This is a genomic window from Kocuria sp. TGY1127_2, from assembly GCF_013394385.1.
Taxonomy (GTDB): domain Bacteria; phylum Actinomycetota; class Actinomycetes; order Actinomycetales; family Micrococcaceae; genus Rothia.
Map to the genome: position 1 here is coordinate 214,870 of NZ_AP022834.1, position 20,614 is coordinate 235,483.

17 protein-coding genes are annotated in these 20,614 nt (G+C 61.3%); 5 read left to right on the plus strand and 12 right to left on the minus strand.

What is annotated here, in order from left to right:
* The first annotated feature begins 133 nt into the window (after positions 1 to 133).
* Positions 134 to 1,171: a DUF418 domain-containing protein gene (locus tag sake_RS00960; protein ID WP_129358430.1), complete on the plus strand. Its 1,038-nt coding sequence runs from the start codon at positions 134 to 136 to the stop codon at positions 1,169 to 1,171.
* A gap of 259 nt (positions 1,172 to 1,430) precedes the next feature.
* On the opposite strand, the gene sake_RS00965 is transcribed toward sake_RS00960, so the two are convergent.
* Genes sake_RS00965 through sake_RS00975 form a run of 3 tightly spaced genes read right to left on the minus strand, consistent with a single transcriptional unit; the run spans position 1,431 to position 4,411 of the window.
* Positions 1,431 to 3,773, minus strand: coding sequence for a cation-translocating P-type ATPase (locus sake_RS00965; protein WP_178945259.1), 2,343 nt, complete (start codon positions 3,771 to 3,773; stop codon positions 1,431 to 1,433).
* 30 nt (positions 3,774 to 3,803) lie between these two features.
* Positions 3,804 to 4,019, minus strand: a complete 216-nt coding sequence (locus sake_RS00970; protein WP_129358432.1) for a heavy-metal-associated domain-containing protein — start codon at positions 4,017 to 4,019, stop codon at positions 3,804 to 3,806.
* Between the two features lie 50 nt (positions 4,020 to 4,069).
* Positions 4,070 to 4,411 (minus strand): metal-sensitive transcriptional regulator, encoded by a 342-nt coding sequence (locus sake_RS00975; protein WP_178945260.1) that lies wholly within the window; start codon positions 4,409 to 4,411, stop codon positions 4,070 to 4,072.
* 112 nt (positions 4,412 to 4,523) lie between these two features.
* Between sake_RS00975 and sake_RS00980 the strand changes: the two genes are divergently transcribed.
* The gene (locus sake_RS00980) at positions 4,524 to 6,518 is read left to right on the plus strand and encodes a glycoside hydrolase family 15 protein (protein WP_129358434.1); all 1,995 of its coding nucleotides are present in this window, start codon (positions 4,524 to 4,526) and stop codon (positions 6,516 to 6,518) included.
* A 115-nt stretch (positions 6,519 to 6,633) separates the two neighbouring features.
* On the opposite strand, the gene sake_RS00985 is transcribed toward sake_RS00980, so the two are convergent.
* The 3 genes from sake_RS00985 to sake_RS00995 all read right to left on the minus strand — a co-directional run bounded on the left by sake_RS00985 (position 6,634) and on the right by sake_RS00995 (position 11,027).
* Positions 6,634 to 8,307, minus strand: coding sequence for an ATP-binding cassette domain-containing protein (locus tag sake_RS00985; RefSeq protein WP_178945261.1), 1,674 nt, complete (start codon positions 8,305 to 8,307; stop codon positions 6,634 to 6,636).
* Positions 8,308 to 8,576: 269 nt separating this feature from the next.
* Entirely contained in the window at positions 8,577 to 10,100 is a 1,524-nt protein-coding gene (locus sake_RS00990; protein ID WP_178945262.1) for a M48 family metallopeptidase, read from the minus strand.
* A gap of 267 nt (positions 10,101 to 10,367) precedes the next feature.
* Entirely contained in the window at positions 10,368 to 11,027 is a 660-nt protein-coding gene (locus sake_RS00995) for a C39 family peptidase (protein ID WP_129358437.1), read from the minus strand.
* A gap of 484 nt (positions 11,028 to 11,511) precedes the next feature.
* On the opposite strand from sake_RS00995, the gene sake_RS01000 reads away from it, so the two are divergent.
* A complete protein-coding gene (locus tag sake_RS01000) occupies positions 11,512 to 12,480 on the plus strand; it encodes a hypothetical protein (RefSeq protein ID WP_178945263.1) in 969 nt (322 codons plus the stop codon).
* On the opposite strand, the gene sake_RS01005 is transcribed toward sake_RS01000, so the two are convergent.
* Positions 12,467 to 12,904, minus strand: a complete 438-nt coding sequence (locus sake_RS01005) for an ASCH domain-containing protein (protein ID WP_178945264.1) — start codon at positions 12,902 to 12,904, stop codon at positions 12,467 to 12,469. The genes sake_RS01000 and sake_RS01005 overlap by 14 nt on opposite strands.
* 81 nt (positions 12,905 to 12,985) lie before the next feature.
* The gene (locus sake_RS01010; protein ID WP_243155712.1) at positions 12,986 to 13,555 is read right to left on the minus strand and encodes a GNAT family N-acetyltransferase; all 570 of its coding nucleotides are present in this window, start codon (positions 13,553 to 13,555) and stop codon (positions 12,986 to 12,988) included.
* A 100-nt stretch (positions 13,556 to 13,655) separates the two neighbouring features.
* On the opposite strand from sake_RS01010, the gene sake_RS01015 reads away from it, so the two are divergent.
* Complete coding sequence (locus sake_RS01015) at positions 13,656 to 14,726, plus strand: biotin/lipoate A/B protein ligase family protein (protein ID WP_129358441.1); 1,071 nt, start codon at positions 13,656 to 13,658, stop codon at positions 14,724 to 14,726.
* A 30-nt stretch (positions 14,727 to 14,756) separates the two neighbouring features.
* Here the strand turns inward: sake_RS01015 and sake_RS01020 are convergent, their stop codons facing one another.
* Entirely contained in the window at positions 14,757 to 15,656 is a 900-nt protein-coding gene (locus sake_RS01020) for a LysR family transcriptional regulator (protein WP_178945266.1), read from the minus strand.
* 72 nt (positions 15,657 to 15,728) lie between these two features.
* On the opposite strand from sake_RS01020, the gene sake_RS01025 reads away from it, so the two are divergent.
* Positions 15,729 to 17,021, plus strand: a complete 1,293-nt coding sequence (locus tag sake_RS01025; protein ID WP_178945267.1) for an MFS transporter — start codon at positions 15,729 to 15,731, stop codon at positions 17,019 to 17,021.
* A gap of 75 nt (positions 17,022 to 17,096) precedes the next feature.
* On the opposite strand, the gene sake_RS01030 is transcribed toward sake_RS01025, so the two are convergent.
* The 3 genes from sake_RS01030 to sake_RS01040 form a co-directional block, all read right to left on the minus strand.
* Complete coding sequence (locus tag sake_RS01030; protein WP_371811964.1) at positions 17,097 to 17,903, minus strand: YoaK family protein; 807 nt, start codon at positions 17,901 to 17,903, stop codon at positions 17,097 to 17,099.
* A gap of 232 nt (positions 17,904 to 18,135) precedes the next feature.
* Entirely contained in the window at positions 18,136 to 19,269 is a 1,134-nt protein-coding gene (locus sake_RS01035; protein WP_178945268.1) for a mandelate racemase/muconate lactonizing enzyme family protein, read from the minus strand.
* Positions 19,270 to 19,278: 9 nt separating this feature from the next.
* A complete protein-coding gene (locus sake_RS01040) occupies positions 19,279 to 20,610 on the minus strand; it encodes an enolase C-terminal domain-like protein (protein WP_129358446.1) in 1,332 nt (443 codons plus the stop codon).
* Positions 20,611 to 20,614: the final 4 nt, after the last annotated feature.

Here is a 20,614-nt window from a genome sequence, read left to right on the forward strand (position 1 = left end):
GGCGCCGGAGGTGGGGCGGGGTAGAGCTCGATCTACCCCGTGCGGCATAGGCAGGCATGGTTCCGCGTGAGCCAGCACTGATATCAAACAAAATCCCTACTTCGAGTTTTGTTCAGCTGATAATTTTTCGATTATGAATCCTGGAATAAAGATCGACTCGGCCCCTGTTCGTGCGGCGTCGCAATCCTCCGCATCCGGTCGCATTCCGGAGCTGGATGTTCTGCGCGGGTTGGCACTGGCGGGAATCATTCTCGTCAATGCCCCTCAGATTCTGCATCTGGGTGCTCTTCCGAACGAAACGAGCCACTGGCTCAATGATTTTGTACAGCAACGGTTCTTCCCTATTTTTTCGCTTCTGTTCGGTACCGGATTCGGCCTGATGTGGGCGGGTGCTCGGGAAAAAACCGATTCACCGCGCTGGGCCATGGCCCGGAGGTTCCTCATGCTCGCCGTGCTCGGCGTGATACACCAGGTCCTCCAGCCTGGTGAGGCGCTTCTGCCTTACGCCGTGGCCGGGCTTGTCTTCCTGTTGCCGTCTACTTTCGTACCCGAGAAGGCACGCACCTGGGTGTGCCTTGTGCTCGGTACGGCGTTGACGGCTGTGGGCGTCACTGTCTTCAGCGGCGGTCCCGTGGTGATCCCGGGCCTGTTCCTCCTAGGATTCTCCTTAGGCGGTTCCTCCTGGGTACGGAAAATGACCGCTTATCCGAAACTGACCTGGGGGATTACCCTGATACTGGTGATCGCCGACGCCTGCGGCTACCTGATGACCTCACAGCAGGCACGATTCCTCGACAGCAATTTCGCCGCACAATTCGGACTTCTGGGGGCACTGACATACTGCTTCGTGGTCCTGGCGATCATGACCACACCTGTCCGTGGCTTCATGATCGCGACGTTCTCACCCCTCGGAAAGATGGCCCTGACCAATTACATCGGCGCGACAGTGATCGTGTTGGCGGCACGATTCCTCGTGCCTGGTCTCTTCGAATCCGAAGACCCTGCCTCGTGGGTGTGGTGCCTGGCCGGTTGCGGCGCAGTACTGATCGTCCAATGGCTGTATTCGACGGCCTGGCTACGTGCGTTCGCCCAGGGACCGCTGGAACGCTTGTGGCGTCTGGTCACATGGTGGGGAAACGGTTCTTCACGATCCGTGCCGCGGAGTACTTGATCAAATCGCGCAATCTCGTCGAGCCGGGTCACGGTCTTCGGAAACCGGGCGGAGCGCTCACCTGAATGCACTCGCGAAAACCCAGAACAGGCTGGACCTCCAAGACCATCTGAAAAATCGCTCACGGGCGACGAAAAACGTCGCGAAGACCCCTTCGGGTTCTTGCCTGCACAAGACGCTGTTCTCCGAAGCCTTATCGAACCGAAACGGGCTGCAAGAAGCGAGTAGGAGGTGAGTGCCGCCCCCACGGCCAATGGAATTACCGTCCGAACCGACGCAATCGCAGCGCGTTCAGGATTACAAAGACCGACGAGAACGCCATCGCGGCACCGGCGATCATGGGGTTGAGAAGGCCGAGGGCGGCCACGGGTATGGCGACGACGTTGTAGCCGAAGGCCCAGAAAAGGCTCGACGTGATGACCCGGAGCGTGGCTTGTGAAAGGCGAATGGCCTGTGGCACCGAACCGACCTCGTCGCGCACCAGGGTGATGTCCGAGGCTTCGAGAGCGACATCGGTGCCCGCACCCATGGCAATGCCGAGGTCGGCGCGCGCAAGAGCGGCCGCGTCGTTGACCCCGTCCCCGACCATTGCGACGACGTGCCCCTCGTTTTGCAGACGTTCGACCTGATCCACCTTGCCGCTCGGGCTGACACCCGCGATCACATCGGACGTGGCGATGCCGACGTCCGCCGCTACGGCCCGGGCCACGGGGGCGGCGTCGCCCGTGAGCAGAATCGGGTGCAGCCCCATGTCCTTGAGCTCCGCGATGGAGTCCGCGGCGTCGACCTTCGGCTTGTCGCGGAGGGCCAGCAATCCGACAACGGCGCCGTCCACGGCGAGAATGACCGAAGTGGCGCCGTCTTCCTGGAATTCGGTCATGGCGTCGAGATCGCTGGAGGGGACCTCGACGCCAACGTCCCGCAGCCAAGAAGGCTGCCCGATCGCGACGTCGTGTGCAGTGCCATCGAGCTCAACCTGCCCACGAACCCCGCCACCGGGGGAACTCAGGAAATTTGAGACGCGCGGCAGGTCCCCAAATTCCTCGCGGGCGGCATCTGCAATCGCGCGGGCTATGGGATGCTCGGAAGCGTTCTCCAGGCCGCCCGCGACCGCCAGAACCTCATGTTCGTCAAGGTTCATGGAAGAAGAGTTCAGGACTCGGGTCGCCTCGAGCGTGAGTTCGCCGTTCGTTACGGTGCCCGTTTTGTCGAGCAGAACCGTGTCCACGCGGCGTGTGTCCTCGAGGACCTGGGCGGACTTGATCAGAATGCCGAGCTGGGCGCCACGGCCTGTCCCGGTCAGGAGAGCGGTCGGAGTCGCGAGTCCGAGCGCACAGGGGCACGCGATCACGAGCACCGAGACTCCCGCGACGAATGCCGGGGCCAATGCTCCACCGATGACCCACCAGAGAATGAATGTGAGAGCCGCAAGCGCCAAGACGATGGGCACGAAGACCGCCGAAATTCGGTCGGCCAGCCGGGCCACGGGAGCCTTGGAGGATTGGGCGTCGGCGACGAGCCGTCCCATCTGCGCCAAAGTGGTGCCCTCGCCGACACGGGCGGCCCGGACAATGAGCCGACCTCCCTGGTTGAGGGTCGCACCCGTGACGGTGCTTCCCTCGGAGACCTCGACAGGTACGGACTCCCCGGTCAGCATCGACTCGTCGACTGCGGAGTTCCCGCTGATGACCGTTCCGTCCGTGGCTATTTTTTCGCCAGGGCGAACCAGGAATTCGTCGTCCACCTGTAGTTCTTCGACAGGGACGCGGACCGACCGTGAGCCGCCGTCCCGCAGCACCTCGACGTCACGAGCCCCCATGTCCAAGAGTTTGTGCAGGGCTTCGCTCGAGCGGGATTGAGCGCGCGTTTCGATGAATCTGCCGATGAGCAGGAAGAACGTAACTACCGCGGCGGTCTCGAAATAGACCTGGTGCGAAGACATGTCCAGGTGGGCGCCGGGATGGGCCCCCGCGGTCATTGCCGGCTCTGCGATAAGGCGTCCGAGGGAATAGAGGTAAGCGATGATCACGCCGAGCGAGACCAGGGTGTCCATGGTCGAGGAACCGTGGCGCGCAGCCCGGGCTGCGGTCACATGAAAAGGCCACGCCGACCAGGTTGCCACCGGTAAGGCGAGGACCGCAGCCACCCAAGCCCAGTGCGGGAACTGAAAAACCGGGACCATGGAAATCGCGAACAGCGGGATGGTAAAAACGGCCGAAACCCAAATTCGCTTCTTCAAGGAGGATTCGGCGGGCATCGCCATGTCATGCCCCGCGTGCTCGCTGTGGTTGTGCGTCCTTTCATGCTCTCCGGAGTGCCCGGTCGTGCTGGAGGAATCACGGGCGCTGGGGGCGATCGACGGCGTATACCCTGCGCTACGAACCGTCTCGAGGAGAGTTTCGTCAGAAACGTCCTCAGGTGCCGTCACCCGCGCCGACTTGAGCGGGAGATTCACACTGGCCTCGACTCCCTCAATTTTTCCCAGTTTGCGTTCGACTCGGCCGACACAGGAAGCACAGGTCATCCCCTCAATGCTGAGGTCCACGACGCGGGTGCCATCCGATGCGGAACCGCCAGTCGACTGCTGAGATGCGGTAGCCATGATTCCTCCTTGGACGAGAAATTGAGGTGTTCAGCTGATGAGGGTGTAGCCGGCTTCTGTGACTGCTGCTCGAATCGCGGATGAATCGAGGTGCCCCTCGTGGGTGATCCGGACAGGGGAGTCCCCACCTGCGTTGAGCGAAACCTGGACGTCGCGGACGTTGCCGATCTCCTGGAGCTCTTCTGTCACGGAGGCGACGCAGTGCTCGCACGTCATGCCCTGGACCGTGATGTCGGTGGTATTCATGAGGTTTTTCCTTTCGTCGAGATGCAGTGTCTGGAGTGAGCCGCCGATGGCTAGCTGCGGATCAGCCGGGATACCGCGGCGGTGGCCTCGGCTATTTTTTCCTGAACGGCCTCGGGGTCGCCGCCGTCGGCGGTTGACTCCACGGCACCCACGACGCAATGGCCGAGGTGTTCGTCCAGAAGTCCGATCGCCACCGCGTGGAGCGCCTTATTGATTGCCGAAATCTGGGTGAGGACATCGATGCAGTACTTGTCCTCCTCGATCATCCGTTGGATGCCACGGACCTGCCCCTCGATGCGTCGCAATCGCTTGAGGTAGGCCTCCTTGTCGTGCGTGTAGCCGTGTGGCGTCCGAGTGGGATCCGCGATGTGGTGGCTCGATGTTTCGCTCATCACTCGAATATATACCCCCTAGGGGTATACATCAAGAGGGTCGAATGTGAGAATTGAGGTGTTTGACCGGTCAGGAGACAACCACCGGAGATCTTTGTGCGAGAGTTAACCCATGGCTTCGAAGATTGAGGACTACGCCCTGCTCTCGAATATGAGCACCGCTGCACTGGTTTCACGCGAGGGGTCCGTGGACTGGTTCTGCACGCCCAGATTCGACTCCGAAGCCGCCTTCGCGGCGCTCTTGGGGGACGAAGACCACGGGCGTTGGCTGCTAGCTCCCGCGGCGGCTGTCTTCCCCGTGGCCCCAAACGAGGAAAACCCTGAGATTTCCCAGGAAGAGGACTCATCGGCCCGAGTGGCCGAGAGGTTCTACGGCGAAAATTCTTTTGTTCTGCACACCATTTGGTCCACGGGCACCGGTTCGGTCCGCGTCACCGATTTCATGCCGTTGGGCAATCGCACCGAGATCATTCGACGTGTCGAGGGCCTGACCGGTGAAGTGACGATGCATCAGGAGCTCGCGTTGCGCTTCAACTACGGGCGGACCGTGCCGTGGGTGACTCGGTACGAGGGGGCCCCTGACCTGCAAACCGGCTATTCCGACCCTGCCGATGGGATGCTTGTGGCGATGGCCGGTCCGGACGCGCTGGTCTACCGAGGCGACCCGATTCCCGAAGCCGCTCACCGATGCCACGCCGGTCAATTCGACATCTCTGCGGGACAGGTTCGTGATTTCTCACTGACCTACTTTGCTTCGCACCGCAATCCTCCCGCACCCGTGGACTTCAACGAATCTCTGCACCGCACCGTGGATCAATGGAGCGAATGGTCCGACCTGTACAACGATCCCAGCGAGCCCGTCCCCACCGGCACCGGTCCCGTCCCGACCACGACGGCGATGCCGATGGTCGACGTTAATTCAGGCGCCATGCCGTTGGGTGCGGTCCCAGGCGGACAAACCGAAGCAGAAGAAAAAGATACGAAGCTCGACGACTACCGTGAAGCCCGCCTGCGGTCGCTTCTGGTCATTCGCGCTCTCATGAACCGTGAGACCGGCGGCGTGGTGGCCGCCCCGACGACGTCGTTGCCCGAGGTCATCGGAGGGCCCCGAAATTGGGATCACCGATTCTGCTGGCTGCGCGACGTCGCCCAGTCCGTTGGCATCTCGATCGCCCATGACCACGATCGCGAAGCGACCCAGCTACGCAACTGGCTTCTGCGCGCCATCGCGAACGACCCAACCAAATTGCACAACGTGTACGGTCTGGCCGGCGAAAGCGATGATTTCGAGCGGCATATCAATCTGCCCGGGTACGAAGACTCGGAACCGGTGCGGCGCGGCAGCGGTGCGGCCATGCAGTTGCAGGGAGACGCCATGGGACAGCTCATGGTGACCTTCGAAAAATTGCGTCGCCTGGGGTACTCGGAAGACCATCTTTCGTGGCCTCTTCAGCAGGCACTGCTGGGGTCCGCCGTCGAGCACGTGGGCGAGGAAGACCAGGGCATCTGGGAAACGCACGGTGAGACGCACGTCTACACTCACTCCCAAATCATGTTGTGGGCGGCGTTGGACGCCGGTGTCCGTGCGGTTCGCACACACGGTTTGTCCGGGGACGCCGATCAGTGGGCCTCCGCCCGGGACCGGCTCGCCCAGCAGATCTGGGCCCACGGGTTCAACCGCGACCTCAACTCGTTCGTCCAGTACTACGGCGGAACGAACGTCGACTCGTCATTGCTCAACATCGCTCACACCGGCTTCGTCTCTTTCGATTCGCCGGAAATGCGCGGAACCGTCGAGCGGATCGAGCGTGAACTCGATGCGGGCGGCGGTATGATTTACCGCTACCGCAACTCCGATGGGTTGGACGGAATCGAGGGGCAGGACAACCCCCATTTCGCCTCCACGTTGTGGCTTGCGGAGCAGCATATTCGGTCCGGATACATCGATCGGGGGCGCGAAATTCTGGATGCCGTGCTCGAACGCGCCAACGACGTCGGGCTGTTCTCGGCCGAATACTCGCTCAAGCGGGGCCGGATGACGGGCAACTTCCCGCAGACCCTCGCCCACATTGCGCTGGTGTCCGCGATAGACGCGATCCTGCTCTAGCCACTGTCCCGCCGGGCCGATTCCGTCGTCCCGGGCCGGGACGTCGCCTCTGCGCGTGGGCCAGAGGTGGTGGATCATGACCGGCTCGGTGGGATTGAACCAGAACCTGTGGTCCTCATTCGTCCAAGTCGATGGTTCGGTCCACTCGGATGCGTGCCAGGAAGTCTTCGTCGTGGCTCACGACGATCAGCGCTCCGCGGAATCCCTCCAGAGCATTGACGAGCCAGTCGACGGTAGCCATGTCCAGATTGTTGGTCGGCTCATCCAGAATCAGCAACCGCGGGGCCGGCGCGGACAAGAGGATTCCAGCCAGGGCAACCCTGAAACGTTCCCCGCCGGAAAGAGTCTTGATCGGGGAGAAGACTCGGTCCCTGCGAAAGAGCAACCGGGCCAGGTCATCCCTGAGCTGCTGTTCGCTCGCTCGTTGGTTGGTGGCCGCAACCGTCGAGAGTACGGATTTCTCGGGTGCGAGTTCGATGCGCTGCGGCAAAAAACCTACGCGGTCCACCCTGTTCTCGACCTCGTACACGCGGCCCATGCCAGGCAAACGAGCTGGTCGTGAGGAGGTGCTCTTTGGACCTTCGACGATGCGGTGCAAAAGACTACTCTTGCCCGACCCATTGCGACCTGCGATGCGCACGTGTTCCGGACCCGTCACGATCACGTGACGCTCCTCGGTTCCCAATGGTGCGTCCTGGGTTTCTTCGGCCGTCGGGTCCTCGGTGAGTTGTAATTCCACAATCCTGACGCCATTGCCGACGGCGGTGTCTGGCAGGTCGAGGTAGACCCCTTCGGTCTGCCGCAGCGAATCCTCGGCATCGGCCAGCCTGCCGAGAGCCGCGCGCTCGCGATCCGCCATGACGGAACGTGCCCGAGCCGAGGACTTCTCGGACTTTTCCTTGTCACCGCCCAGCGCGATGGGCGGTTTGCGTTTGGTCTCGGCGAACTTCTTTCCGCGTCGCTCGTCTCTCGTCTGCTTGATGTGGTGGTTCATACGGTCGCGTTTTTCCCGCGAGGCGTCGGCGCGGGCATCTCGAATATCGCGGTGCTTGGCGGCTTCCTCTCCTGCGACGGCACTCTCCCATGTGGAGAGGCCGCCCTCGAACCGTCTGAGGACTGATGCGTCGGTCCGAGGGCCTGCGGTCCTGAGCTCGCTGATCGAGTCGCAGGTCTCCAAAAGAGCCCTGTCGTGGCTGATGACCAGGATCGGGATCCGGGGTCGAAAATGATCCAGGAGAGCCCACAACTGACTGCGGGCGTCGGCGTCAAGATTGTTGGTCGGTTCGTCGAGAATCAGAGCTTCCGGCCTGGCCACCTGAATTCCGGCAATCGCCGTCCTGACGGCCTGTCCGCCGGAGAGGCTCCCCACGTTGCGCCGCAGGTCGATTCCCGGCAACCCGGAACGGTACATCTCGGCACGGGCGCGATCGGCGATGTCCCAATCGTCGCCAATGAGGTCGAAGTGCCGTTGGTCTATGTCGCCTTCGGTTACCGCGGAGATTGCGTTGAGAATTGGGGATATCCCCAACAAGTCTGCGACCGTCGCCGCCGTGTCGAGACCCAGGTCCTGGCTCAGTACGCAAATCCGGCGCGGCGCGGCGATCGAACCGCTGGCCGGCTCGAGGTCACCGGTGATGAGCCTGAGGAGGGTGGATTTTCCGGAGCCGTTGGAGCCGATGAGCCCGTGGAACCCTGCACCGTATATTGCGTTGATGCCAGTCAGACAGGCGGTTCCGTCTGGCCAGGTGAAGTCGACTCCGGATATGGAAATATTCTGTTGGATAGGCATAAAACATCCCTCTCAGCATGAAATGATGCTGAGCGGACGCGAGGTCTCACTCAGCGAATTGCGAGGAGAGGTGCACTATCCAATGCATTTCCTTTGCTCGGGGGCAGAAACGAGTAGAGCGTAGCATGCAATCCGTTTCTCAAGAAAGCGTCGATCGACGCAGGAGGCGTTTATACCGTCAAGCGTCGGGGGCCTAATCCCCGACGCCTGACGCCAAACGTCTCTCGAGGCCGTGACCCGGCGGGGCTAGAGGATGGCGCAATACCGGGTCAGCTATTCTTTGGCGGTTTTGGAGGCCATGGGGGCTCGGCGTTCCCGGGGTCGATACCGTAACCACGGTCGTCACGGGAACGCGGGTCGCCACCGTCATGAGCCGAAGAGCCGTTGGTATCCTGCGGTTTCGGACCCGGGCCGCCGGGGCCCTCAACCGGTGAGGGGGTCTGTGGTTGTGGGCCTTGTGGACCGCCCGACCCATTGGGTCCTCCAAAACTTCCGAAGCCTCCGAAACCACGTCGACCGGGTCCGGCCCAATGAATGTCGAGGAGATCGGGTATCGGCCGATCGCGCCGATCTGCGATGTCCTTGTCCTCGACCACGTTGACGCCCCAGTGGGTGTTGCCTGGCTTCTCCGGATAACCGTCGATGAAGGAGTTGCCTTGCAACGGGTCCGGCCAGGAAGCGGCGGGCTCGGCCGCGGGAACCATAGAGATCGGATTGTTCTCCGGGTTGAATCGGGGTCGCCAAATGAGCCTTCCCGGGCGGGACCGGTCACGGAGCGCATGGGCGCGCCACGTCGTCGCGGGGTGGGACATATTCAGGTTGGCGAGCCAGGTAAACAATCCGCGCTCGTAGACGGCGCGGTCCGCGAACTCTTGGAAATTGACGTCCTTGTTCAGGTACTTGCCGGCCGCCAGGGTGCGGATGGTTCCTTCAGATCCGCGCGGGCAAAAACGGAAACCGAAGTTATCGGCCGTGTACTCCTGCGCGCGGGAAAGAATCGAGGACAAAAAGGGCACGTTCTGGAAAGCAGAGATGCCCAAGAGCCGGAAATACGAGGTATGGCCTGCGGCGATGTGCCCCACCTCGTGACCGATGATGAAACGCAGGGCATCGGGGTCGCGTGCCTGGCCCCCGATCTCGAAAAGGTCCGAATAGATCGCGACGAAGCGCCGATGGCCGTGGCCCGAAGCGAACGCGTTGATCGTGCCGTTGCCGAGGACCACATAGGCGTCAGGGACCCGCCGCAGACCGTGGGCTTTCGCCGCGCCGACGAGCATCTTGTAGGCTTCCGGGAATTGCGTGGGAGTAATGCGCACGCCCGTCAGGCGCATTTGGCCGTACAGCATGCCGCGGCTGAAGAAAATGATGATCGGCAACAGGCACAGCAGGGCAAGAAGCTGATCGAAGGTCGACGCCGTATCGGCTTCCGCGTACGTCGTCGGAGTCGTCACCAAGGGCATGAACGTGCGGATGAACAAAACCCAGAACGCAAAGGTATATGCCGCGAGGGTGAAGCAGATCCCCACGATGAGCCACGGAATCTCGCCGGGATGCCGAAGTTTCTTGCGGAGGCTCTCGTCCAGGAGCGACTGGGGCGAGAACAAGGACGGGCCGGGAAAAGGACTGTGTGCTCTCTGGCGTGAGTCCTCGGGCACCCAACCGTTACTGACGTCGTCAGCGAGTGGTTGGGAGGGGATCGAAGCTTCCGGCGGATGGATGCCGGGTGCACCGTACGTGTGCGCATCCTTCTCGAAGTTAGGGCCCGGTTGGGACCCGAACGGGTTCTGGGTCATGAACGTCCTCTCGGTGGTTCATATCAGCGAGACGTGCTTCAGGCGTCGCGGCAACGGTATGACTTCCAACTGTACCCAGGGCCGTCAGTCGATGGGCGGATACGAAGTGAGGAAAACCTGGGAGGACGGGGCAATGCGGAAGAACGAACGGGCATGGCGGGATGTGGAATTCTCTCTGGTGGCAGAGAGCAATGAGCGTCGATGCCCGAAGACCGAACATCGACGCTCAACACCCCTTGGCCGAGGAGGGGGGAATTCAGCTCAAATCTAGACCGTGTATGTCCAGGGGGTGTTCCCCTCGGCGGCCTGGGTGATGATGTTGGTCAGCTGGGTTTCGGTGGCCTGGTAGGACTTCTTGGATGTCTTCAACGGGTCGTTGACCGTGAAGGTTCCCTTGTCCTTGTTGTATCCGGAGACGTAGACGAAGTGTCCGTAACCCGGGGCAGCGTCCTCACCGGAAATAACGCCTGTCTGGGTCAGTACGATGGCCTGTTTGCCGTCTTTGATGCTTGCGATTGCGTCGGTGGCATTGGCGTTCACGTGTGCCGTTCCCTTGACACCGTGATTACTGAGAATCGTGGCGACGTCATCGCTCTGCAGGAACTCGGAATTGCCACGCCCGGCTTCCTCCCGGATCTGGGTCATGGCGGCGCTCTGGTCCGAGTCGGAATACTTGCTCGGCAATTTTCCGTCATTCTGCAGCAGGGCCATCAGGATGGAGGCCGGGCCGCAGTCGTTGTACTGCGAAGCCTGGCCCTGTACCTGGCTGATGTACTGGAACTTGTGCTGGGCTTGGGTCGAGGCCTGGGCGTTGCCTGCGCTTTCCGGTGCTGCGGTTGTGGTTGCATTTGCGGCTCCGGCCATCGCACCGGTGGCCAATGAAGCGATAGCGGCACCAGCAACGAACCTGCGTTTGAAGTTATTCATCTTTGAATTCCTTACCGTTTGTTTTGGGTGTTTCGGGCATTTTTGACGGTACGAATGAAATGCGTCCTGCGTCAACGTTTGCCCGAAGATTTGTTGATTGCGGAGAATCGCTCGTAATTATCAATTTGTAATAGGTTGCGTTGGTCAATGGCATGGTGGCTCTATTGTGCGATGGCCGCGAAGGTGTGGTCATTCCTCGAGTTCAACTCCGGGATTTAATAGGTTGAAATATCGCCCGTCTGCCGGTATATGTGGTGCGCTTATCTAAGTTTTAATATAGTTAACCGATGGTTCCCTAAAGTGTTTCTCCTACGTCACACTCATGCGAATGAATTCACTCGTCGATAACGTTTTCCCTAGTCAGATGGGATTGAGAGGGTGGCTGTCCTGGGTTATTTCTGCCCGGGTGCCCGTTTTGCCATCTCTGTTTTCGTCGGTAGTTTGGGCTCAGAACCACTTTGCACTCCACCTGGGGAACCACATCATGTCCAAAAATGGGATTACTCTGCCTGCCTTCGTTTCTGCGTCGCTTCTCGTCACGTCGTCTATCCTCCTCGGAGGGTGTTCCTCCGTTTCCGGGGGCGACGCCGAATCCTCGTCTTCCGGAGCCTCGGAAGGTTCTTCGGAATCGCCGGCGGGCGGAGAAAAGGACAAGCCGCCCGAACTCATTGGCGGCGGAAAGACCGTATTCCCTGATCGCCGTATGGTTGCACTGTACGGAGCTCCCGGAAATCCGGCGCTGGGGGCTCTCGGTGAGCAGGATCCTGCCGCGTCCGTGGAGCGGGTCAAGAACCTTGCTGAGAAGTATCAACCGTACAGCGAGGAACCGGTCATTCCGGCTTTCGAGGTCATCGCCTCCGTTGCGGACGCCGTCCCCGGGGATGACGGGGACTATTCCAATGAGCTTTCTCCCAGCGAACTCAAACCGTTACTGGACGCGGCCAAGAAAAATGGGGTCTACGTGATTCTCGATTTTCAGCCCGGACAACAAGACTTCACGAGCCAAATCAAGGAATACCAGGAGCTGCTGAAGGATCCGAACGTCGGCGTCGGTCTCGATCCGGAGTGGCGGCTGCAGCCAGGTCAGAAGCCTTTGGGGCAAATCGGTTCCGTAGACGCTTCGGAGATCAATGAATCGCTGGATTACGTTGCCGATCTGACCCGCCGGGAAGACCTGCCGCAGAAGGCCGTGGTCATTCATCAATTCGCGGGCTCCATGATCACTCAGCGGGAGAGTGTCAATACTTCCCATCCTGAGCTCGGCATCACCCTGCATGCGGATGGGCACGGGACGCCCGACCTCAAGGAGCAAACGTGGTCAGCGTTGCAGGAAGGGCTGCCGCAAAACATCTACATGTCCTGGAAGAACTTCTACGATGAGGACACGCCGACGTTCACGCCGGAACAGACTTACCAGGTAGACCCCAAGCCGTGGATCGTCACGTATCAGTAGGTCTGTGGGTCTCACCTGGCCTGACAACGTGGAATCGTTCCATCACCACGGGGGTCGAATCGTCGATGATGAAGTCTTTCCCCAACACCGAGGACACCTCGTCCGAATTCCAGTACGCCGCATGGCCTTCACGCCATTGGGCAACCGTTTCGTATCCCTCGCCCTCGCCGATGGCGTGTTCCAGTGGGACGTCTCGGAAAGGGGCAATTTTGACCTCGGTCGTTTCGATGACGAACAGCTTGTGCCCCTCGGAATCGATGACGACGCCTTGTTGCCCGGCGACGGGCAACGGCTCGCCTCCCACGTCGTATTCGCGAACGAGAGAACTGGTTGTGCTTTTTGCGCCGGTCCTGATGGCGGCAATGAGTTGATCTCGCAAAGGCCCTGGGGATGCGAATTCTACGAGAGGCAGGTCGGTGCACATGCGAACATTCAAACATGGGGCAAGAGGCTATGGGCCAACCTCCAGGCATCGCCCCGGCAAGCGATCGCGAGACCTGGTGGATCATCTCATCGTGGCGGCCAGCTCTGTCGAGTCGAGGGTGCGATCTGCGAAAACCAGCCGAATCGCCGTCGGGTCCGGATTGCCCGCGTCAGGCCCACGGTGTTGAAGGGTCAGTCCAACCTTCCGGGCGACGGCCGCTGAGGCCTCGTTGTGTTCGAGCAGATATGCCACGATCGGCAGATCAGGGCGTAACTCGCGTGCCCTTTCTACGGCTCTGAGGGAAAGCTCCGTCGCGAATCCCCGCCCTTGGGCTTCCGGAGCGAACCGGTATCCGAGATTCCAGAAAGTGTTCTGGCGGAGAGCGCAGCCGCCGTGGCCGACCGTTGTGCCATTTTCGCGGGCCACCCACGTTCCAAGACCTGATTCCCACGCGGAAATCCACCCGGAGAGGACTTCTTCCGTGGTTTCGATGTCTGCGAAGCGACCGCTCGGCAGGTGGCTCCAGACCCGGGGATCCGAATACAGACGGTGCAGGTCCTGAAGATCCGACGTCTGCGGAATATGAAGATCCAATTGTTCCGTCCGATCCTCTGGAAGATCGCCTTGGGCCGGTTTTCTGGATGTGCTCACAGGGTGCCTCGCAATATCGGGTGGACGTCGATTCCTGTGATGTATCTTACGGCCTATCGCCTCTGTGGCGGTGGGGATGCGGCGTGCGTAGGCTGAGTTCATGGCTGACCAGACTTTTCATGCAGAACACAAAGTTGCCGGCGGCAAGCTCGTCGTCGCCGATGTGACCACCGACGGCGAGCGTATTACTGACGCCACGATTTCCGGGGACTTCTTCTTGGAACCCGAGGAGGCGTTCTTCGAGCTCGCACCCGCATTGGTCGGTTCATCTGCTTCCGACGACGGTGCCACGCTCACGGCCCGCCTCGACGCCGCGCTCGCTCCATTCGGCGAGGACCTGGATCTTCACGGATTCTCCACCGGTGACGTCGCCCTGGTGGTTCGGCGCGCGATTACCGGAGCGAAGGACTTCGGCGACTTCGAGTGGAGCATGCTGCGGCCCGGGCCCCTTCCGACGAGCCTGAACGTCGCTCTGGACCAGTATTTGCTCGACGAAGTGGCCTCGGGGAGAAGGGGCCCGACTCTTCGTTTCTGGGATTGGGAGGACAGGGCAACGGTCATCGGGTCCTTCCAGTCGTATATGAATGAGTTGCATCCGGAAGGCGTCGAGAAGCACGGGATCGACGTCGTGCGTCGCATATCCGGCGGCGGCGCCATGTTCATGGAGGGCGGCAACTGTGTGACCTACTCGCTCTATGCGCCGGCTTCCCTGGTGGCCGGGCTGAGCTATGAGCAATCCTATGTCTTTCTCGATCAGTGGGTCCTTCAAGCCCTCAGGGAACTGGGCGTCAATGCTTGGTACAAGCCCATCAACGACATCACGTCCTCGGGCGGAAAGATCGGCGGCGCGGCCCAGAAACGGGTGAGCGGTGCGATCCTGCACCACGTGACCATGTCCTACGACATCGATGCCGACAAGATGACTGAAGTACTCCGAATCGGCAAAGCGAAGATTTCCGACAAAGGCATTCGCAGTGCCAAGAAACGTGTGGACCCGTTGCGCCGCCAGACCGGCGAGAGCCGCGAAGGAATCATCCAGACCATGGGGCAGACTTTCCAGACGCGCACAGGCGCCGAGTGGGCCACGTTGTCTTCGGAAGATCTCGATGCCGGTCGTCGGCTCGTCGAGGAGAAGTTCGAAACCGAGGAATGGACACATAGGGTCCCGTAATCGCCTGCTACCATCCGGACGACCGCCGAACTAGAGGAGCCGGGAGACCGGAAGAGCGTCCAATGCCGCTGTGATCAGAGGGTGCCCCCGGGCACCGCTTCGCGTGGCGCTGAAGATGCGGCGGGTCGGTGCGGGATCCCCGCGGAGGGGTACGCGCGTGACCGGCCAATCCGCATGAAGACGCGCCAATTTGGGAACGAGGATGACCCCGAAACCGTGGGCCACCAATGCGGTGCCGGTCTCCCATTCATCGGCCTGATGAGCCACGTTGGGTGAGAAGCCCGCGTTCATGCATGCTGCGATCACGAGATGGTAATAGGCGCTGTCCGGGCGACCCACAATCCACGGCTCCTCGGCAGCGTCCGATAGCTCAACCGATTTTCTCCGAGCCAGCGGGTGATCTTGCGGAACGACCAGATCCAAGGGGTCATCCACCAGGTGAACCTGATCGAAACGAGGGTCCGAGGAGGAAGGTGTCATCGACGTCGCCGTGTACAACGCCAGGTCCGCGTCTGCCGAAAGCAGAAGGTCGAAGCACCGAGCCGGTTCGGCCTCGATGACCCGCACCGTGGTTTCCGGAAAATCCCCGCGCAACTGGGCCGCGGCCTGGGGGAGGAGCCGGGTTGCAGCCGTGGAGAACCCACACATCGTGAAAGATCCCGTGACCTGCTCCGGATCCGCAGTGAGCTCGGCGCGAGCCCGCTCTTCCTGGGCAAACATCACCGCTGCGTGGCGCAAGACCGTGTGCGCTGCGCTGGTCAGTCGAATGCCGCGACCAGACTGCACCAGAAGGGTTACCCCGAGGTCTTCCGAGAGCTGACGCAACTGGTGCGAGACTGCCGAAGGCGTGTAGTTCAGGCTCTTGGCGACGGCAGTGACTGTTCCGTGGTGTGCCACTAATTGGAGCACGCGCAACCGCGGGTCGATCATGCAATTATTTTATACGGTTTCGTCGAAAAATGTTTGCTTCTCTTCAACAATAAATTCTCGGATAGTTGAGGCATGATCCACCCCTTTCCGAGCGAGCGCTTGACCAGTCATTCGCTGGTCCCAAACGATGCTTCCTCCGCAGCGTCCCCAAGTGCCGCAGGCAAACGTCTCCCGAGCACCACGCGTAACGTGCTCACCGGTGTCGTTTTGCTTCTCGTCCTGACTGCCGGCGCATACATCCCGACTCCGCTCTACCCCGGATACCAAGCGGATCTCGGTTTCAGCGATCTGACCCTGATCATGGTCTATGCAATGTTCGCGCTGGTCAGCGTCCCATCCTTGTTGCTCTTCGGCCCGGCATCCGACGTTGTGGGGCGACGCACGGTCCTGCTTGCCAGCATCGTGCTGGCGGCGGCAGGTTCAGCCTGTTTCCTCTACGTCGGGAGCGTCTTCTGGCTGTTCTTGGGCCGCGCTTTCCACGGTATGGCTCTCGGCGCGGTTACCGGACCGGCCACGGCGTGCGTCATCGAAAGCTCTGCGGGGCGTGAGAACAAGCACAAAGTGTGGGCCTCGGTTCTTGCCACCATGGCATTCGTGGGTGGGACAGCTGCCGGTCCTTTCTTCTCGGGCGTCCTGACCGAATGGGCCCCGCTTCCGGAGTCGCTGCCTTATCTCGTCCACTTCGGATTCTTGGCAGGTTGCTGGATTCTAGTGCTTCGGATGCCACGTGTCGGGATGACTTCCCTGCGCCGGTGGCGACCGACCGCACCACGGGTTCCGCGTCAGATTCGGCGGCTGTTCATGGCGGCGGCGACGACCGGGTTCTTGGCCTGGACCGGGGCCGGAATCTTTCTCGCCACAATTCCCACAGTCTTGGAACGAGCCGTTTCCGACGCCACGACGGCGATGACGGGCGGGGTCCTCGGCGCAATGTTGTTGTTTTCCATGGCAACCCAACCTTTGATCGTGGGCATCAATCCGATTCGAATGCAGATCATGGGCTTGGGTCTGATCGGCGCGAGCCTCGGCGTATTGGCTCTCGACGGCGGAACGAGTCTTGATGTCGTTCTCGGGTCCGCGGTATTTGCTGGCGCCGGGCATGGGCTGGCCTACGGAGGTGCCTCAGCGATGCTGGACGGCATCACACCGTCCGAGTTCCGTGGCGGCGTGAACGCGGCGCTGTACCTGGTGTTCTACATGGGTGCGGGCGTGCCGGCGATTGCAGTCGGCATTCTGACGTCCTGGCTGTCCATGGGCGTGGCTGTTTCCTTGATGAGTGCGGCCGCCTCGATAGTCAGTATTGCCGTCTGTATCGTCCTTGCAATTGTCTGGTCGCGGCGACGTCGTGGTGCGGCCGGGGAATGAGGCGTGCCTTGATCAACAGGTCATCCGTTATGACGAAGACCTCGTCGTCGGATCTTCATGGTTCTGGGGTCGGCATCAGACCGCTTGGTCTTGTGCCCGACGGCGGGGCCTCAACCCAACCCGGGAGAGATCGCGGATGCTCGGAGGCAGGGACAGCAGCAGAACGACCAGGGCACCGATGATCAGGGCACGGAAGTCGAAGAGCCAGAAGCCTGCGATTCCGATGCCACCGCCGACCAAGAACAACATGATCAAAAGGGCCAGAACCGTGGCCTTTTCCGGGTCTAGCCGAACCGGGGGACCGCTGCGCGAAAAACGTCCGTAGACCCAAGTTCCGACCTCAACACCCAGATCGGTGATCATTCCCGTCACGTGGGTGGTGCGAACGGGGAAGTCGCGGATTTTGGTGATGAGAGCGTTTTGCAGACCCATGGCGAAGCACAACGGCGGCACGATGATGAGTTCTTGGTTGAAGTGCTCCAGATCGCTGGCGAGAATCCCGACGATCAGGATGAGCACTGCCTCGAAGACGAGGACATTCGCATACCTGCTAGCCAGCCGTCTTCTTTTGGCCCAGGTGAAGATAATGGTGCACGCCATGGTCCCGGCCGTGAAGGAGCCGACGGCCAGTAGGCCCGTGAGCAGGAGGCCGATTTCGGCGCGCATGACGTGATGGGCAATATCGGCAACCATCCCGCTCATGTGGGAGGTGTAAAGGCCCAGGGCCATGAACCCGATGGCGTTCAATGCACCGGCCTGGAGCACTAGCAGATACGCGAGATGTCGGTCGAATTTGGGGCGACGGCGCGGTCCCGAGATCAGGTGCGGGTACCGGGAGACTTTGGTCAGTTGGGTCAGGGCGGTTCTATTGAGGTTCTTCAGGGCTGGTCCTCACGATGGCATCGGTGTTAGGGCCGGCTCAGCGCACGAGGTCCGTAGGGCCACGGGCGAAAGGTCACATGCGGCGATTTCTTGGTTTTTCAGAGTGCCATCCCCGCAGGTTCCCGCGCCAGAGATGGATCTTTTGGGTCCTTCTGTGACGCGCTCGCCGCGTAAGACAACGGCCGCCGTGTCGGGATACGGCGGCCGTTGCGGAATGGTGAAAAGGGTCGGGCTACTTGACGCCGAATTCGACGGAATCCGTGGTCCATACCCGGGCCTGATCGCTGAAAGTGACCCCCAAACCGGGACGATCAGGAACGATCATCCTTCCGTCCCTGGTTTCCAATCGTTCGTTGAACAGGGGATCGAGCCAATCGAAATGTTCGACCCATGGCTCGCGAGGATAGGTCGGAGCCAGATGAAGATGAATCTCCATCGCAAAATGCGGGGCCAAATCCAGGCCTCTCTGGTCCGCCAGAGTCAGCAGCCTCTGGAATTGCGTCACGCCTCCGACCCTGGGGCAGTCCGGTTGGATGATGTCGCACGCGCGGTTGTCGATGAGGCGCTCGTGCTCCGCCACGGAAGCCAACATTTCGCCCGTCGCAATGGGAGTATCCAGTGAGCGAGCCAGCTCCGCATGCCCTTCGACGTCGTAGGCGTCCAAGGGTTCCTCGATCCACGTGAGGTCGAATTCCTCGAGGCGGCGTCCCATGCGCAGGGCCGTTGGCCTGTCCCATTGCTGGTTGGCGTCGACCATCAGCGGCACATCGGGACCGATGTGCTCTCTCACCGCGGCAACCCGGCGCAGGTCTTCCGCCGAATCCGGAAGACCAACCTTGATCTTGATGCCGCCGATCCCCTCTTCGATGGAACGAGTGGCACGGTCCTTGACCTCGCCGATCGAGGCGTTCAAGAACCCACCGGAAGTGTTGTAGGTCCGCACCGCATCCCGGTGGGAGCCCAACAGTTTCGCCAGAGGCAGCCCTGCCCTCTTCGCTTTGAGATCGTGGAGGGCGATATCGACCGCGGCCAGGGCCTGGGTCGCGACCCCGGAGCGTCCCACGGAGGCCCCCGCCCAGAGCAACTTGGTGTAGATCTTGGCGATATCGCTCGGGTCCTCGCCCAGAAGTCCTTCAGCGACCTCTTTCGCGTGAGCGTACTGCGCCGGCCCGCCGGCCCGCTTCGAATAGCTGAAGCCGATCCCCTGGAGCCCCTGTTCGGAGGTGATCTCAGCGAAAAGGAAGATCACCTCGGTCATGGGCTTTTGCCGGCCCGTGAAGACTTTGGCATCGGAAATCGGCACGTCCAGCGGCAACCTGACGCTGGAGAGCGCGACGTGCCGGATCGAATCCTGAGAAGAGTTCATGATGAGTTCCTATCGGTCGAGGGCCGGGCGCTTGGCATCGAAGGTCCAACCGGGGACGAGATACCGCATCGAGGCAGCGTCGTCGCGGGTGCCCAATCCGTGTTCGAGGTACAACTGATGCGCCGCCTCGAGTCGCTCGCGGTCGATCTCCACCCCCAGCCCGGGGGTATCCGGAACGCGGATCTGTCCTTCGGAAATCTTGAACGGGCGGGTGGTCAAGTGCTGACCATCCTGCCAGATCCAGTGCGTGTCCAAGGCCGTGATTTCGCCCGGTGCGGCAGCGCCGACCTGGGTGAACATCGCTAGTGAAATATCGAAGTGGTTGTTGGAATGAGATCCCCACGTCAGTCCGAAATCGTGGCAAAGCTGTGCAACGCGTGTGGACCCGGACATGGTCCAGAAATGCGGGTCCGCGAGAGGGATGTCGACGGACGCTTCCCGGATCGCATGTGCCATCTCTCGCCAATCGGTCGCGATCATGTTCGTCGCGGTGCGTAGTCCCGTTGCACGACGGAATTCCGCCATGACCTCTCGACCCGAAAAACGGCCCTCGGCCCCGCACGGGTCTTCCGCATAGGCGATGTGGCCCGCCATTTCCCGTCCGTACCGGATCGCATCCTCAAGCGGCCAACCACCATTGGGGTCGAGGGTGATTCGCGCCTCCGGGAACTCCTTGCTCAGGGCCTTGATGGTCTCGACCTCTTGGTCGCCCGGAAGGGCACCTCCTTTGAGCTTGAAGTCCTTGAATCCGTATTTCTGCTGAGCCGCTTTGGCGAGCTCGACGACGGACTCCGGCGAAACGGCCTCTTCACGCCGCAACCTATCCCAACCGGTCGCCGTAGGCTCCCGAAGATATGGAAGGTCGGTCTTGTCCGGGTCTCCCACATAGAAGAGATACCCCAACATCGGAACGCTGTCCCGCTGCTGACCGTCGCCCAGGAGCTCGGCGACGGGAACGCCGAGAAATTGGCCATTCACGTCCAGCAGGGCGGATTCCAGAGCGGTGACGGCGTGGATCGTGACGCGTTGGTCGAAGGTCTGATTCCCCCGTCCGGCCACGTCCTGGCCCGCGAAGCGTGCAGCAACTTGGCGGAGGAGACTCTTGTACCGGGTGATCGGTTGACCGGTCAGGAGTTCGGACGCTTGCTCGATAGTGGACCGGATTGGCTCCCCACCGGGAACTTCGCCCAGGCCGGTGCGGCCTTCGCTGTCCGTGATCACCACGATGTTCCGGGTGAAGAAAGGGGCGTGGGCTCCGGAGAGGTTGAGCAGCATCGAGTCGTGACCGGCCACCGGGATGACTTCGACCTGCCGGACGACGGGTGCGGAAGTAGGTGTCATGGCA